This window comes from Antiquaquibacter metalliresistens (assembly GCF_029211225.1).
Classification (GTDB): domain Bacteria; phylum Actinomycetota; class Actinomycetes; order Actinomycetales; family Microbacteriaceae; genus Rhodoglobus; species Rhodoglobus metalliresistens.
Genome location: NZ_JARGEM010000003.1, coordinates 374,468 through 388,417 on the forward strand (window position 1 = coordinate 374,468; position 13,950 = coordinate 388,417).

Annotated in this window: 17 protein-coding genes; 11 read left to right on the forward strand and 6 right to left on the reverse strand. The window is 70.7% G+C overall.

Annotated features, from left to right (window positions below):
- Positions 1-23 precede the first annotated feature (23 nt).
- The 7 genes from PYV02_RS07410 (at position 24) to PYV02_RS07440 (ending at position 7,590) form a co-directional block, all read left to right on the forward strand.
- Entirely contained in the window at positions 24-455 is a 432-nt protein-coding gene (locus PYV02_RS07410) for a hypothetical protein (RefSeq protein ID WP_275757698.1), read from the forward strand.
- Between the two features lie 71 nt (positions 456-526).
- On the forward strand, positions 527-1,813 hold the full coding sequence (locus tag PYV02_RS07415) for an MFS transporter (RefSeq protein WP_275757700.1): 1,287 nt from the start codon (positions 527-529) through the stop codon (positions 1,811-1,813).
- A 9-nt stretch (positions 1,814-1,822) separates the two neighbouring features.
- Positions 1,823-2,395 carry a hypothetical protein gene (locus PYV02_RS07420; protein ID WP_275757702.1) on the forward strand — a complete coding sequence of 191 codons (573 nt, stop codon included), beginning with the start codon at positions 1,823-1,825 and terminating at the stop codon, positions 2,393-2,395.
- Positions 2,396-2,436: 41 nt separating this feature from the next.
- Positions 2,437-3,675 (forward strand): PrsW family intramembrane metalloprotease, encoded by a 1,239-nt coding sequence (locus PYV02_RS07425; RefSeq protein WP_275757703.1) that lies wholly within the window; start codon positions 2,437-2,439, stop codon positions 3,673-3,675.
- A 191-nt stretch (positions 3,676-3,866) separates the two neighbouring features.
- A complete protein-coding gene (locus PYV02_RS07430) occupies positions 3,867-6,080 on the forward strand; it encodes a UvrD-helicase domain-containing protein (protein WP_275757705.1) in 2,214 nt (737 codons plus the stop codon).
- 207 nt (positions 6,081-6,287) lie between these two features.
- Positions 6,288-7,085 (forward strand): nuclease-related domain-containing protein, encoded by a 798-nt coding sequence (locus PYV02_RS07435; RefSeq protein WP_275757707.1) that lies wholly within the window; start codon positions 6,288-6,290, stop codon positions 7,083-7,085.
- A gap of 61 nt (positions 7,086-7,146) precedes the next feature.
- Positions 7,147-7,590 carry a VanZ family protein gene (locus PYV02_RS07440; protein WP_275757709.1) on the forward strand — a complete coding sequence of 148 codons (444 nt, stop codon included), beginning with the start codon at positions 7,147-7,149 and terminating at the stop codon, positions 7,588-7,590.
- Here the strand turns inward: PYV02_RS07440 and PYV02_RS07445 are convergent.
- On the reverse strand, positions 7,587-7,826 hold the full coding sequence (locus PYV02_RS07445) for a KTSC domain-containing protein (RefSeq protein WP_275757710.1): 240 nt from the start codon (positions 7,824-7,826) through the stop codon (positions 7,587-7,589). The two genes, PYV02_RS07440 and PYV02_RS07445, sit on opposite strands and share 4 nt — an antisense overlap.
- 75 nt (positions 7,827-7,901) lie before the next feature.
- Here PYV02_RS07445 and PYV02_RS07450 point away from each other — a divergent pair, with 75 nt between their 5' ends.
- Both PYV02_RS07450 and PYV02_RS07455 read left to right on the forward strand, forming a co-directional pair.
- Entirely contained in the window at positions 7,902-8,258 is a 357-nt protein-coding gene (locus PYV02_RS07450; RefSeq protein ID WP_275757712.1) for a nuclear transport factor 2 family protein, read from the forward strand.
- 14 nt (positions 8,259-8,272) lie between these two features.
- Entirely contained in the window at positions 8,273-8,980 is a 708-nt protein-coding gene (locus tag PYV02_RS07455) for a hypothetical protein (protein WP_275757714.1), read from the forward strand.
- Here the strand turns inward: PYV02_RS07455 and PYV02_RS07460 are convergent.
- Positions 8,977-10,161 carry a MarP family serine protease gene (locus PYV02_RS07460; protein ID WP_275757716.1) on the reverse strand — a complete coding sequence of 395 codons (1,185 nt, stop codon included), beginning with the start codon at positions 10,159-10,161 and terminating at the stop codon, positions 8,977-8,979. The two genes, PYV02_RS07455 and PYV02_RS07460, sit on opposite strands and share 4 nt — an antisense overlap.
- Before the next feature lie 20 nt (positions 10,162-10,181).
- Positions 10,182-11,228 (reverse strand): NAD(P)-dependent alcohol dehydrogenase, encoded by a 1,047-nt coding sequence (locus tag PYV02_RS07465; protein ID WP_275757718.1) that lies wholly within the window; start codon positions 11,226-11,228, stop codon positions 10,182-10,184.
- Between the two features lie 132 nt (positions 11,229-11,360).
- Here PYV02_RS07465 and PYV02_RS07470 point away from each other — a divergent pair, with 132 nt between their 5' ends.
- A complete protein-coding gene (locus PYV02_RS07470) occupies positions 11,361-12,152 on the forward strand; it encodes a nuclease-related domain-containing protein (protein WP_275757720.1) in 792 nt (263 codons plus the stop codon).
- A 20-nt stretch (positions 12,153-12,172) separates the two neighbouring features.
- Here the strand turns inward: PYV02_RS07470 and PYV02_RS07475 are convergent, their stop codons facing one another.
- Genes PYV02_RS07475 through PYV02_RS07485 form a run of 3 tightly spaced genes read right to left on the reverse strand, consistent with a single transcriptional unit; the run spans position 12,173 to position 13,352 of the window.
- The gene (locus tag PYV02_RS07475; RefSeq protein WP_275757722.1) at positions 12,173-12,589 is read right to left on the reverse strand and encodes a pyridoxamine 5'-phosphate oxidase family protein; all 417 of its coding nucleotides are present in this window, start codon (positions 12,587-12,589) and stop codon (positions 12,173-12,175) included.
- A gap of 2 nt (positions 12,590-12,591) precedes the next feature.
- Positions 12,592-13,077 (reverse strand): DUF805 domain-containing protein, encoded by a 486-nt coding sequence (locus PYV02_RS07480; protein WP_275757724.1) that lies wholly within the window; start codon positions 13,075-13,077, stop codon positions 12,592-12,594.
- Positions 13,078-13,124: 47 nt separating this feature from the next.
- The gene (locus tag PYV02_RS07485; protein ID WP_275757726.1) at positions 13,125-13,352 is read right to left on the reverse strand and encodes a DUF167 domain-containing protein; all 228 of its coding nucleotides are present in this window, start codon (positions 13,350-13,352) and stop codon (positions 13,125-13,127) included.
- 140 nt (positions 13,353-13,492) lie between these two features.
- On the opposite strand from PYV02_RS07485, the gene rpsO reads away from it, so the two are divergent.
- A complete protein-coding gene (rpsO, locus tag PYV02_RS07490; RefSeq protein ID WP_275757728.1) occupies positions 13,493-13,762 on the forward strand; it encodes a 30S ribosomal protein S15 in 270 nt (89 codons plus the stop codon).
- Positions 13,763-13,950 lie beyond the last annotated feature (188 nt).

Sequence of the window (13,950 nt, forward strand, 5' to 3'; positions counted from 1 at the left end):
GCTCGCCCACTACCCTGGAGGGCATGTCCTTTCCGCCGCTGAGCGTCTACCCCCAGTGGGCGTCGCTGTCGGACGAGCTCGCCCCCCTCGTGGGCGAGCGCGCCGTGTCGCTGCTGTGCTTCGCGATCGCGGAGGCCAACGACTGCCTGGTCACCTCGACGTTCTTCCGTCGCGCCCTCGTCGACAACGGCGAAGACCCGGATGCACCGCACGTCACCGAGACCGAGCAGCTCATGCTCGACTGGGCCCGGATCGTCGCCGTCGACCCGCACGCGGTTCCTGCGGAGATCGCGGCCCGCTTCGAGCGCGCGTTCAGCCCTGCCCTGCGTTCGCTGCTGCTGCGCTTCACCGGGCTCATGGTCGCCACCAACCTCGTGAACACCGCCGGGCGGGTTCCGCTCGACGAGTCGCTGCTGCCCTTCCGCCGACCCGGGGACGACCGCACGGCGGGTTGACCGGCAGGTTCCCGTCGCAGGCTGGCGCGAGATCCACGGTGCCGAGCGACGCAGCGGGGGATACTCGAGCGGTGAGCGATCGTACGCGCCGCCGCCGCGGCATCCATCCCGGCTGGATCGTGGCCGGCGTCGCCTTCCTCGCGCTGATTGGTGCGGCCGGGTTCCGGGCGGCACCGAGCGTGCTCATGCTGCCGCTCGAAGACGAGTTCGGCTGGTCGCGCACCGAGCTTTCGGTGGCGGTCACCGTCAACCTGCTGCTCTACGGTCTCACCGCGCCGTTCGCCGCGGCGCTCATGAACCGGTTCGGCATGCGCAAGGTCACCACCGCCGCACTGCTGCTGGTCTCCGCCGGCGCCGCGTTCAGCATCTTCGCGACGGAGCCGTGGATGCTCGTCGTCACCTGGGGCCTGCTCATCGGTCTCGGCACCGGGTCGATGGCGCTCGTGTTCGCCGCGACCGTGGCGGACCAGTGGTTCGTTCGGCGCCGCGGCCTCGTCGTCGGCGTGCTGACCGCGGGCGGCGCCACCGGTCAACTGATCTTTCTGCCGATCGTCGCCGGCCTCGTCGAGTCGAGCGGCTGGCGTCAGGCGACGCTGCTCGTCGCTGCCGCCGCCCTCGCGGTGGTGCCGCTCGTGCTGCTGTTCCTGCGCAACCGCCCGGAGGACCTCGGGCTCGCCCCTTACGGGGCGCCCGCGGACTGGGCGCCGACCCCGCGCCCCACCGGCAACGCCGCCCGTCGCGCCATCGACACGCTGGTGCGCGCGTCCAAGCAGCGCACGTTCTGGGCGCTCGCGGCGGGCTTCGCGATCTGCGGGGCGACCACCAACGGTCTCGTGGGCACCCACTTCATCCCGAGCGCTCACGACCACGGTATGCACGAGACGGTCGCCGCCGGCCTGCTCGCCGTCGTCGGCATCTTCGACATCGTCGGCACCATCGCCTCCGGGTGGCTCACCGACCGGTACAACCCGCGCATCCTGCTCGCCGTCTACTACGCCGGCCGCGGTCTCGGTCTGCTCGCCCTGCCGTTCCTGCTGTCGGCGACCGTGCAGCCGCCCATGATCGTCTTCATCGTCATCTACGGTCTCGACTGGGTCGCGACCGTGCCGCCCACCGTCGCGCTCTGCCGCGAGCTCTTCGGCGCCGACGGGCCGATCGTCTTCGGCTGGGTGTTCGCGTCACATCAGGTCGGCGCGGCCATCGCGGCGACGGTCGCGGGGGTGGTGCGCGACACCACCGGGCAGTACACGATCGCCTGGTTCGGTGCCGCCGGCCTGTGCATCGTGGCCGCGGTGATGAGCGCCACGATCGCGCGACGCCCCAAAGACGTTCCCGAGCGGGTGACCACCCCCGGCTAGGCTCGCTGCGTGGACTCGACACTGCTGTACCCCCTGCTCGGCGTCGCGGTGTGGGTGGGCCTCGTCGCCCTCCAGCTCGCCGACCTCTCGCTGACCGCGAGTCGCGTGCCGAAACTCTCGGCCTACGCCGCGATTCGGGATGAGCTCGAGGACGCCGCCGGCGCGCGGCTCTCCGCCGAGCAGCTCGCCGGCTACCGAGACCGGCTCGCGGCCCTCGACGAGCTCGAGTCCGCCCGCGCGGTCCCGCTCGGGCGGGGAGCCAACGCGCAGCTGTGGCGCGGTACACCGTGGCGGCTGCTGCCGGTGGTGCTCGCGCTCGTGCCGTTCGTCGGGCTGGTGGCATCCGTTCCTCTCGCGGCGGTGCTCTCGCTCGCGCTGCCGGTCACGGCCTATGTGCTCGCCCTCGCCGCCGCGCGTGCCTCCGTCGCCGCCGCCGGCGCGCGCGCGGTGGTGCGCGACAGCCAGCGCGCGGAGATCGACGAACTGCTGCGGGATGCGGCCAAGTCTTCCCGGGTGCCCGTCGCGGGCCTCGGAGACCGCGTGCGCCGCGCGCTGCAGATCCTGCGGGAGCAGCAGGGCTGAGCGGTGGGCGCCGCGCCCGCGCCAGCCGCTAGGGTCGTCCCATGACCTCGCCCAACCCCACGTCGAACACCACGGACTACACCGCGTCGGCGGGTGTGCACGCGCCGGCGCCGAGTTCCGCACCCGCCGATGTCGCGGCGCAGACCGCGGCGACGCCGATGCCGACGGCGGCCCCGCGCCGCAGCGCCGGGCTGCTGGTGCTCGGCATCGTCGGCGTCGCGATCCTGTCGCTGCTGGCCCTCTTCGTGGTCGTGTACCTGATCGGCGGGCTCGGCGGCGACGCCTTCGCGCTCGGCGGCATCATGGCGCTCATCCCGCTCGCGATCGTCTTCTTCGGGGTGCGCTGGATCGACCGCTGGGAGCCGGAACCGAGGCTCGCGGTGGTCTTCGCCTTTCTCTGGGGTGCCGCCGTCGCCGTGCTCATCGCGCTCCTGGTCGGGGCGGAGCTCGATCGGGTGATCGTCGCGATCGCCGACGGGAGCGAGTTCGCCTACGAGTTCATCGGGGCCGCGATCCAGGCTCCGATCGTGGAGGAGACCGGCAAGGGGCTCGGGGTGCTGATCCTGTTCTGGGCCGCGCGCAAGTACTTCGACGGCCCCGTCGACGGGCTCGTCTATGCGGCCTGGGTCGCCGGCGGTTTCGCGTTCACCGAGAACATCCTCTACTTCGGTTCGCAGCTGCTGGACTCCGGCGGCTTCGATGCCAGCGTCTTCGAGATCTTCCTGATCCGCGGCATCATGTCCCCGTTCGCGCACGTCATGTTCACGGCCTTCATCGGCATCGCGCTCGGATTCGCCGCCCGGCGCACCGGCCCGCTCGGCGCGATCGGGTTCTTCCTGCTGGGGCTCATCCCGGCGATCCTGCTGCACGCGCTGTGGAACGGCGCCCTGTTCTTCGTCTCGGACTTCTTCGGCTACTACGCCATCGTGCAGGTGCCACTGTTCGTGATCGCGATCGTGCTCGTGCTCTACCTGCGACGCCAGGAGTCCAAGCTCACGTTCGATCGGCTCAGCGAGTATGCGAGCGCCGGGTGGTTCAACCCTGCCGAGGTCGCCGCGATCGCCACCCCGAACGGTCGCCGCACGGCCAAGGCCTGGGCGGCACGCCACGGCAAGTCGCGCGAGATGCGGGCCTACATCCGGGATGCCACACGCCTGGCGTTCGCCCGTCAGCGCATCATCACCGGCCGCGGCCGGGAGCACGCGCAGGCGGACGAGGCGGTGCTGCTGACGTCGATCCTCGACACCCGCAAGGCGCTCACGGGCCTCACGGCGAGCTGACCGGCACCCCGGTTCACAGACTCATCGCCCAGTGGCGGGGCATTGCCTCCGGCGCTTCTGGGCGATGAGTTGTTCCATTGCCTAGGGTGCCACCGGTGCCGACCGTGTGCAAGAGCGGATGCCGGGTCGTCTAGACTCGATAGCCGGTTTTGCCCGCGGATCGCGGGCGTCATCCCGAGGCAGGAGCACGCATGACGTCGAGCGAACTGTCGCGGGAACGCGACTACGTCGCCGGGTTGTACGCGCGCCTCGACGCGCTGCGCGACGATGCGCAGCGCCGTCTGGAGGAGGTGCGGCGAAGCAACCCGGGGGGCACCCACCAGAACCGCTCCGAGCGGGACGCCTTCGCGCGCATCTACGAGGATCGCGTCGGCCAGCTGCGCGGCATCGACGAACGCCTGGCGTTCGGGCGGCTCGCCATGGACGACGGTGCGCTGCACTACATCGGCCGCATCGGGCTGCGCGACGAGGATCAGCAGCCCCTGCTGCTCGACTGGCGCGTTCCCCAGGCCCGGGCGTTCTACCAGGCCACCGCTGCGACCCCGCTCGGTGCGCGGGCGCGCAGACACCTGCAGAGCCAGGGCCGCGAGATCGTGCGCATCGACGACGAGATCTTCGACCCGGAGCTGCTCGACGGCGACGTGAGCGGCCTCCAGGGCGAGGCCGCCCTCATGGCCACGCTCACCGCGCAGCGCACCGGCCGCATGGGCGACATCGTCGCGACGATCCAGGCGGAGCAGGATGCGATCATCCGGTCGGAGCTGCGCGGCACGCTCGTCGTGCAAGGAGGGCCGGGCACCGGCAAGACGGCGGTCGCGCTGCATCGGGCGGCGTATCTGCTCTACTCGCACCGCGAGACGCTCTCGAAGTCCGGGGTGCTCATCGTGGGGCCATCCCGCTCGTTCCTGCAGTACATCGAGGCCGTGCTGCCCTCGCTCGGCGAGACGGGGGTGGTGCTCGCCAGCGTCGGCCAGCTCTTCCCGGGTGTGGATGTCGCCACCGAGGACGACGGCGACGTCGCTGCGCTCAAGGGCTCCCTCGAGATGGCGTCGCTGCTCGCGCGTGCGGTGAAGTCGCGCCAGGTGGTGCCGACGCAGCCGCAGGTCGTCGACGTCAACGGCGAGCTGCTCACGGTGCCACCGCAGCTCATCCAGTCCGCCATGCAGCGGGCGTGGGACACCCGCAAGCCCCACAACGTCGCCCGGGTCACGTTCAACAAGGCCGCGCTCGCCGCGCTCGGTCGCCTGCTGGCGGATCAGCTGCGCTCGCACGGCAATACGATCGAGGACTCCGACCAGGCCTGGTTGCGGGAGGATCTGCGCACCGCCCACGACGTGAAGGTGCTGCTGAACACCGCCTGGCTGCCGCTGACGCCGCAGAAGCTGCTGCAAGACCTCTACGCCCGGCCGCAGTGGTTGGCCTCGCTCACCCCGCGCTGGAGCCCAGCGCGACGTGCGCTGCTGCGCCGCGACCGGGATGCCGCGTTCACGGTGAGCGACGTGGCGCTGCTCGACGAGGCCGCCGAACTGCTCGGCGAGATGGACCTCGCCGCGGGCGCCGCCGATCGGGAGCGCAAGCAGCAGCGCAAGCGGGACATCGAGAACGCCGAGGCCGCGATCCGCAACATGGGGGTGGAGGGCCTGGTCGACGCCGAGACGCTCGCCGACGGCTTCGAGGCCGTCGCCGATCGCGGTACGACGGCCGAGCTCGCCGCCGCCGACCGCGAGTGGACCTACGGGCACATCGTCGTCGACGAGGCGCAGGAGCTCTCCCCGATGCAGTGGCGGCTGCTGGTGCGCCGCAACCCGTTGAAGTCGTTCACGATCGTGGGGGATGTCGCCCAGGCCTCCGCGGCGGCCGGTGCCTCGAGCTGGGCGGAGGCGCTGCGCCCGCACGTCGGTGACGCGTGGCGCCTGGAGGAACTCACGGTCAACTACCGCACCCCCGCCCAGGTGGTCGAGGTCGCCGAGCGCATGGCGCTCGCGCACGGCGTGCAGGTGACGCGCTCGCGTTCGGTGCGCGAGGGGGAGTGGCCCGTCGAGGTGCTCGTCACCGACGACCTCGCGGTCGGCGTTCGCGACGCCGTACGTTCCGACCTGGATGCCGCGCTCGGCACGATCGCGGTCGTGGCGAGCGACTCCCTGCTGCCCGCCCTGTACCCCGGTCTGGCCGCCGAGTTCGGTCGCGACATCGGTCTCGGCGCGGCCGGCCTCAGTCGCGCGGTGGCCGTGCTCACGCCGCAGGAGGCGAAGGGCCTGGAGTTCGACGCGGTGGTCGTCGCCGAACCTGGGCGCATCGTCAGCGAGATTCCGCGGGGTGCCGCCGCTCTGTACGTCGCGATGACCAGGCCGACCCAGCGCCTGCAGGTGGTGTCGACGGGGGACGTGCCCCGCGGCATCCGTTGATCACAGCAGTCACAGCAGCCCCACGGATGTACCCCTCAGTGGGGGTTTGCAGGACTTTCACAGGTTGACCAGTATGGACCTACGAACTTCTCCTCGGGGGAGGGAAGGTTCGATCGGGTGCGGATTCGTCCGCGGCGAGTGGGGCCGGAGGCGGGGGAGCCTCCGGCCCAACGTCCTTAACGGCGTCCCTCGCAGCGAGAGGTGACGATGGCGCAGATCCGCCCGGCGCGACAGCGGGTCCCTGCGCAGTCCGCGATGAGCCGGGTGATCACGGCGCAGTCGGCGTCGCCGCCGCGTACCCCTCTCGCGGTGTTCCTCGGCGCCAGCCCGCTGCGGCCGGAACTGCGCCACGACTACCGCGCCGCGCTCGCCGAGCTGGAGGCCGGCGAGGTGCTCGACGGCCTGGGGCAGCGGTGGGACGTGCTGCACGATCTGCCGCTGGCGGAGGGCACGCTCGATCATCTCGTGATCGGTCCGACGGGCGTCTTCGCCCTGCGCACCGTGTACTGCGGGGGACGCGATGCGGTGATCGACGGTGCCGGGCTCACGGTGGGCGGCGTCGTCCACGACGACCTCGCACGCGCGCGCGGTGAGGCCCACGAGGTGGCACGGGTGCTCGAGCAGAGCACCGGCGAGCCGGTGCGGGTGAGCCCGCTGCTGGTCACCGTGGAGGCCCGGCGCATCGTGCAGCGCGTGCCGGCGGACGCCGTGCGCGTGGTCGCGGTGCGCGAACTCGAACGGATGCTCACCCGCGGCCCGCACGTGCTCTCCGGCGAGCAGGTGGCCGCCCTGTCCGACGCGGCGGACCGCACCGATACCTGGCCCCTCGCCGATGCGGCCGCCGCCGACACCCGCGCCCTGCACCGGGAGTTCGTCGAGTTGCGCACACTCGTTCGGCACGCGATCGCCCGACGCGTGTTCTGGGCGGTGACCGCGTTCGTGGTGGGGTACGGGGGCATCTGCGCGCTGGTCGCGGTCGTGGTCACGGCCGCACTGCGCTCGTAGGGGCAACTCGCTCGGGACGTTCACCGAGGATTCTCCGGCAACGTGGGGCACGATGGAGGCTATGTTCCGCCGGCACCCGATCCTGAGCGTGCTGACGTTCGGGTATCTCGGCGTCGTGGGTTGGATCACGCTCAGCCCGCAGGTGGAGTCGCAGCAGGAGGGCTGGCTGTGGCGGCTCGCGCTGCTCTTCGACCGTCACGCCGCGACGGAATGGATCACGTTCAACCTGCTGGAGTTCGTGGCGAACGTGTTGCTGTTCCTGCCCTTCGGCATGTTCTTCGTGCTGCTGTTCGGCCGGGGGCGGTGGTGGCTGGCCATCCTGCTCGGGGTAGCGATGACGGTGGGCATCGAGTTCGCGCAGCAGTTCATCCCGAATCGGGTCTCCGACCCGCGGGACATCCTGTCGAACTCGATCGGCACCGTCGTCGGTACGGTGCTCGCACTGCTGCTCACGGCGTCGAAGGCCAGGCGATTGCGCCGGGCACGCCTCGCGCGTGTCGCCTAGTCGGCCGGGCGCACCTCGTCGTAGTCGTAGCCGTCGCGGATGGTGTCGTTGAAGTAGCGGCCGGGGGAGCCGTCGGGCGGATCGAGGAGGTTCGTCACGACCTCCGGGGGAACGCCGTGATAGCGGTACATCCCGCCGGAGTGGAAGCGCACCCTGAGTTCGCGGGTGGCGGGGTCGTAGGCGATGGCACGCAGCATCGTGGACTGCAGAATGTGCCAGCCCGCGTCGACCGTCATGGTTCAACACTGCCTGCTGTCGGCGTGCGAAGCAACGGCTCGCGCCATGTCCGGGGTAGCCGGTATGCAGGAGTCATGACGAACAGAGACATCGTGACGGCGTGGGTGCATGGCTATCGCAAGGCGTGGGAGTCGAACGACCCCGTCGACATCCGCGCGATCTTCACCGAAGATGCGATCTACGCCCATCGTCCGCACGACCCGCATCCGGCGGTCGGGATCGAGGCGATCGTCGCCGACTGGCTCGAGCACGCGGACGGGCCGGGCACCACGCAGTTCGCCTGGCACATCGTCGCCGTCGACGGGGATGCCGCGGTGCTCCAGTGCCTCGTCACCTACCCCGACACGGTCTACGACAACCTCTGGGTGGTGCGGTTCGCCGAGGACGGCCGCGCGAGCGAGTACACGGATTGGTGGGTCACGCGCTCCTGACCTAGCGTGGGGTGGTGACCGACGAGCAGCCGACCGAGCAGTTCACGGCACGTCTCGACCCCGCGCCCGAACCGCGTCGTGCGCGAACCCGCCGTTCCTTCCCGCTGTGGCCGACGATCGTCGGGGTACTGGCCGTCGCGCTCATCGCGGTGACGGTCACGCTCGTGGCGACGCTCAACCGCCAGGATGCACCGACCAGCCCTGCCGCCTCGCCGACGACGACACCACCGCTTACGCCAACCACGCCGGGCTCCGAGCAGCCGGCCCCGCCGCCCCCGCCGGAGCCCCGGCCGGAGGCCGGACCGAACCAGTGCGTCGACGACCTCGGCGATGGCGCGGTCGACCTCGACACGGTGACGCTCGAGCAGCGCGACGGCGAACTCACCGTGCGCCTGGAACTCGCGACGGCGCTGCCGGCGGGCCAGTCCGGCGTCGGAATCCTGGCGGAGCGTCGGGGCAAGCGGGACACGTACCAGGTGTCGATCGGCTTCGTCGACGGGCGCCTCGACCGCTACTTCGTCTGGGACGGCGATGACGAGCGAGAGCTCGACCTCGACGATGTCGTCGTCGCGGGCACGACGATCACCGCAGTGTTCCCGGACGACGAGCTGGACCGTCTCGGCGACCGCTGGCGATGGCGGGCGTTCGGCACGGCGACGGGTTCCGAACTGGACTCGTGCCCCGCACCGGACCAGTGGCTGGAGTTCGTGGGTCGGCGCTAGCCGCGGATGCACTCTCCGGTGCCCACCGGCGTGCTGAGCGCGGAGGCCTGCGCGGTCACCGGATCGAGCTCGCTCATCGTCATGGCGTACCCGACGTTCGCGGTGTCGCCGCTGCGGGCGAAGACCACGCCGGCCACCCTCCCGTCGAGCGTGAGCAGCGGACCGCCTGAGTTGCCCTCCCGCACGTCCGCGGCGAGCGTGTAGATCTCCCGCGGCGAACTGGACGCGCTGTAGATGTCGAGCACGCGGGCCGTGGAGACGGAGAGCACCTGGGCGGCGCCGGAGGTGAACGGACCACCGTAGGGGTAGCCCTGGAACGCGGCATCCGTGCCCGCGCCGAGGGTCAAGGCGTCGAGCAGGGGCGCGGCATCCAAGCCGGGAACCGCGATCACCGCGAGATCGTCGATCGGGTCGAAGTAGACGACGCTGCCGGTGAGCACCGCGCCGTCCGGCACCTCGATCACCGGTTCGGTCACGCCGGCGAGCACGTGCGCGTTGGTCACCACGCGGTCGTCGGCGACGACGAAGCCGGTGCCGGTCTGGGATTGACCGCAGGCGTAGGCATTGCCGGTGATGCGCACCACCGAGGCTGCCGCCGCGTTCAGGGCTGCGCTGCCGGTGTCGACCTGCGGGATGCTGGGCGCCTCCGTGATGCCGATCGCGCCCTGGATCACGGGCAGACTGCCGGCCATCACGGCCCCGCGGATCTGCGCCAGGAACGCCTCGACCGGATCCGGCGTGACGGCCGTGATGACGCGCAGCACCGTCGACCCGAGGATCGCGCGGGAGAGCACGGGCACGCCAAGCTGGGCGACGCTGAAGGCGAGCATGGAGGCGACCAGCGCTGCCGCGACGCCCGTGACGATGCCGCCGAGCAGTCGATCGATTCCGCTCAGCGGGGTCTGCTCGACGCCGCGCCGCACGGCTCGACCGATCGCGCTGCCGAGGGCGTGCCCGGCGATCACGAGACCGATGGCGGCGAGGATGGTCACGCCGAGCCGCAGGAAGGGAACCGGCACCCAGTTTCCGATCACCGGCGCGAAGAAGTACGCCGCGATCACGCCACCGATCACGCCGGCGATCACGAACACCGCCCGGGAGAGGCCGTGGCGTACGCCGTAGACGACGTACGCCAGCAGCACCAGCCCGAGCAAGATGTCCAGGGCGAGCGCTTCGTTCACGCGTTCACCCTAGGTTGCGGCTACTCCGGAACGATGACGGCGCGCCCCCGGATGGTGCCGGCGTGCAGCTTCTCATAGGCCGCCGGCGAGTCGTCGAGGCTGAAGACCTCGGTCTCGACGGTGATCTTGCCCGCGCGTGCCAGGTCGAGCACCTCGATCAGCTCCGCCCGGCTGCCCCAGTACGGTGCGCGAACCGCGACGTCGTAGGGGAGTGCGCCGAAGCCGACGGGCAGCGCGCCGCCGCCGATGCCCACGATCGTCACATCGCCTTCGATCGCGGCGAGCTTGCCGGCCAGTTCGACCGTCGGTTGCGCGCCCACGAAGTCGAAGACCGCGTCGGCGCCGAGCCCGTGCGTGAGCTCGCGAACCGCCGTGACCGCGTCGTCGTTGCTGAGCAGGGCGTGATCGGCACCCACCTCCCGGGCCAGATCGAGCTTCTGCTCGCTCACGTCGAGGGCGATGACGGTGGCGCCGGAGATGGCCTTGAGGATCTGGATGCCGACGTGGCCGAGTCCTCCGGCCCCGATCACCACGGCGGTCGTGCCCGCACCGAGCTTCGGCAGCGAGGTCTTGATCGCGTGGTAGGGGGTGAGCCCGGCATCCGTCAGCGACACGTACTTCACGGGGTCGAGCCCGCCGAGCGGAACGAGGTGACGCGCATCGTCGATGAGCACGTACTCGGCCATCGAGCCGGGGGCACCCAGCCCCGGGGGCTTGATGCCGAGGCGGGCGGCCTCGGTGCAGTAGTTCTCCTTGCCCTGCGAGCAGTTGTGGCAGCGACCGCAGCCCCACGGACCGTAGACGGCCACCGCATCGCCGATCGCGATGCCCGTGACGCCCTCGCCGAGTTCGGCGACGACGCCCGCACCCTCATGGCCGAGGGTCAGCGGCAGGCCGAACCCGAAGACGTCGTACTGGTCGGCGGGAAGGCTCATCACGAACGCGTCGGAGTGGCACACTCCGCCCGCGGTCACCTTGAGCAGTACCTGCCCGGGGCCGGGCGTGGGCTTGGGGACATCGACCACCTGAGGCGGCGTGCCGATTTCGATGTACTGGAGTGCTTTCATGATCCGACGCTACAGCGCGAACCTGCGCGGGATGCGGGGTCGAAGGTCCCGCGGAACCCGCGCCCCGTTGTGGGGCTGCCGTGGCATCCGTGCGATCACTAGGTTCGAGGCAATCGCATCCGGGGGGAAACGATGACCGATCTGCTGGCTCGGGGGAGCGCGGGGCCGAGCCCTGCCGTGGGCGTACGCCCGCCCGCCTACCCGGCGATCACGGAGTGTCTGCGCATCCAGGCGTCGGCGCGACCGCAGCCTTGGCCGGCTCGGCTGCTCGGGCTGAGCCCGCTCAGTGCGGATGCCCGCGACTGGTATCGCGGAGCCATCGGCGAGCTGCACGCCGCCAGGCTGCTGCAGGCACTGCCCGGCACCTGGACCGTGCTGCGTTCGGGAGACCCGGACGCCGCCCAGCTGCTGATCGGACCCGCGGGGGTCTTCACCATCGACATCCACGATCACGTCGGCCAGCGCGTGACCGTGGAGCACGGCCGTGTGCTCGTCAACGGACGACGCACCAACCACCTGGCCAATGCCCGACACGAGGCGATCCGCGCCTCACGGCTCCTCAGCACCGGGGTCGGCGAGACGGTCGATGTCACCCCCGTCATCGCCATCGTCGACCCCGGGTCACTCCACTTCGGTCGCCCGGCACCGCTCGATGCGATCGTGCTCGTGTCGACCCAGCTGGCGCGCACTCTGCTTCGCCGCAAGCACCGGCTCACGGATGCCGCGGCCTGCGCCCTGGTCGCCGCCGCCGAGCACACCCGCGCCTGGCATCCCGCCACCGGCATGCTCGACGAGACCCTGCGTCACGAGGCCCGCTTCGCGCGGCTGCAGCACGCGGTGCAGACCGCCGTGCTGCGCCGCACCGCATGGTTGCTCGGAGCCTCGGGACTGCTCGTGGCCGCCGTGGCCGCCACCTTCGTCTGAGCGCGCTGCGCCGGGTCGCGTCAGAACATGCCGCGGTCGGGCTCCGGACCGCGGACGAACGCGCGCCCGGTGACGTGGGCGGGGGTGATGCGCACGTAGGTGTACTTCAGCGTCGGCGCCCAGGGCCGAAGCGGCAGGCGGTCGGCGGCATCGATCTCGTCCTGCTGCTCCAGCCGCTGGGCCGGCCCCTTCGCCACGACGCTCCACGCGTCCTGCTCGGTGAAGCCGTCGATCTCCAGCGCCACCTCGGAGGCGATCACCGTCTCGACGAGCTTCGTGCCGGGCGCGGTGCGGAACACCAACGATTGCCCGTCCACGACGAAGTTGATCGGAAAGATGTCGATCTCTCCGCCCGCGCACATCGCAAGGCGTCCCAGCTGCTCGGACCGCAGCCGCTCCCAGCACTGGTCGGCGGTCAGCTCCGCGATGCCCTCCACGATCAGGCCTCGGGCTTCTTGGCAGGGCGCTTGGCCGGGGCCTTGGCGGGGGCCGCGGGCACCGCGGGGGTGACCGGAGCGGCGGGTGCGGCTGCGGCAGGCGCGGCCGGTGCGGCGGGCGCCGGAACGCTCGGGTCCGCCAGGCGCACGATCAGCACGATGAGACCGGCGATGGGCAGCAGAATCCAGAAGATCTCGGCCCAGTTGTGTCCGGCATCCCGCAATCGGCGCACCGTCACGGCGAGGCTCGGCAGCAGCACGGCGATGCCCCACACCCCGGCGAGGTTCGGGTAGCCGCCGACCATCGGCATCGTGTACATGCCGTTGTCGAAGCCGCCGCCACCGAAGGACGGCACGAAGAGGCTGCCCAGCGCGGCGCTGACGAGGGTGCTGAAGAGCGCGAACCACCAGAACTCGGAGCGGGATGCCCGACCCTCGAATTCGGCGTACTTGCGGAATACGGTCTTGATGGATTCGAAGAAGGTCATGCGCGTAGTCAATCGCGGATGCCGCGGTTGCGCGAGGGACGAAAGGCCTACTCGTCCACCGCCACGATCTTGGTGCGCGAGACGTGTCCGCGCAGTATCTCCACCCGGCTCTTGGCGACGCCGAAATGCCCGGCGAGCACCGTCACGAGCCCCTCGTTCGCCTTGCCGTCCACCGCGCGCTCACGCAGGTAGACGGTGAACTCGCGCTCGCCGGTCTGCTCGACGAGCGGCCCCTTGCTGCTGCCGGGCTTCACGTGGATGGTGAGGGTGGGCATGGCATCCATGATGCCCTCCCCGGTCGTGACCCCTCGACCTCTGCTAAACTCCCAAGGTTGCCGTCAAACGGCCGCGGACAAAGAGAGCTCGGGCATTCTGCCACGGGCGCCGCGCAACGAGGAGAAAGGGGATCACTTCTATGGCTCTTGAAGCCGATGTCAAGAAGGCGATCATCGATGAGTACGCTACCCACCCCGGTGACACTGGTTCCCCTGAGGTCCAGGTCGCGATGCTCACGCAGCGCATCAAGGACCTGACCGAGCACCTCAAGGAGCACAAGCACGACCACCACTCACGTCGTGGTCTGCTGCTCCTGGTCGGCCAGCGCCGCCGCCTGCTGGGCTACCTGCAGGACATCGACATCGAGCGTTACCGCTCGCTGATCGAGCGTCTGGGTCTGCGCCGCTAACCATCGTTCGTTCCGACGAAGCGCAACTTCGTCGGCGCTGGCGTCGCGGGATTGCTGCGCAATCCTCCAAGCTCCAGCGCGCGACTTGACGACGGGCCGTCATCCTTCGGGATGGCGGCCCGTTTCGCATTTTCGGCGGTGAAGAGCCACTAGTATCTGGGAAGCTCCTCACCTTTCCTCAACTTTGC

Bases quoted from the DNA above. Each gene is read 5' to 3' on its own strand.
- PYV02_RS07440 (WP_275757709.1), top strand. From the start codon at position 7,147: ATGTTCCGCCGGCACCCGATCCTGAGCGTGCTGACGTTCGGGTATCTC.
- PYV02_RS07450 (WP_275757712.1), top strand. From the start codon at position 7,902: ATGACGAACAGAGACATCGTGACGGCGTGGGTGCATGGCTATCGCAAG.
- PYV02_RS07470 (WP_275757720.1), top strand. From the start codon at position 11,361: ATGACCGATCTGCTGGCTCGGGGGAGCGCGGGGCCGAGCCCTGCCGTG.
- PYV02_RS07445 (WP_275757710.1), bottom strand. From the start codon at position 7,826: ATGACGGTCGACGCGGGCTGGCACATTCTGCAGTCCACGATGCTGCGT.
- PYV02_RS07430 (WP_275757705.1), top strand. From the start codon at position 3,867: ATGACGTCGAGCGAACTGTCGCGGGAACGCGACTACGTCGCCGGGTTG.
- PYV02_RS07485 (WP_275757726.1), bottom strand. From the start codon at position 13,352: ATGCCCACCCTCACCATCCACGTGAAGCCCGGCAGCAGCAAGGGGCCG.
- PYV02_RS07480 (WP_275757724.1), bottom strand. From the start codon at position 13,077: ATGACCTTCTTCGAATCCATCAAGACCGTATTCCGCAAGTACGCCGAA.
- PYV02_RS07435 (WP_275757707.1), top strand. From the start codon at position 6,288: ATGGCGCAGATCCGCCCGGCGCGACAGCGGGTCCCTGCGCAGTCCGCG.
- PYV02_RS07410 (WP_275757698.1), top strand. From the start codon at position 24: ATGTCCTTTCCGCCGCTGAGCGTCTACCCCCAGTGGGCGTCGCTGTCG.
- rpsO (WP_275757728.1), top strand. From the start codon at position 13,493: ATGGCTCTTGAAGCCGATGTCAAGAAGGCGATCATCGATGAGTACGCT.
- PYV02_RS07465 (WP_275757718.1), bottom strand. From the start codon at position 11,228: ATGAAAGCACTCCAGTACATCGAAATCGGCACGCCGCCTCAGGTGGTC.
- PYV02_RS07425 (WP_275757703.1), top strand. From the start codon at position 2,437: ATGACCTCGCCCAACCCCACGTCGAACACCACGGACTACACCGCGTCG.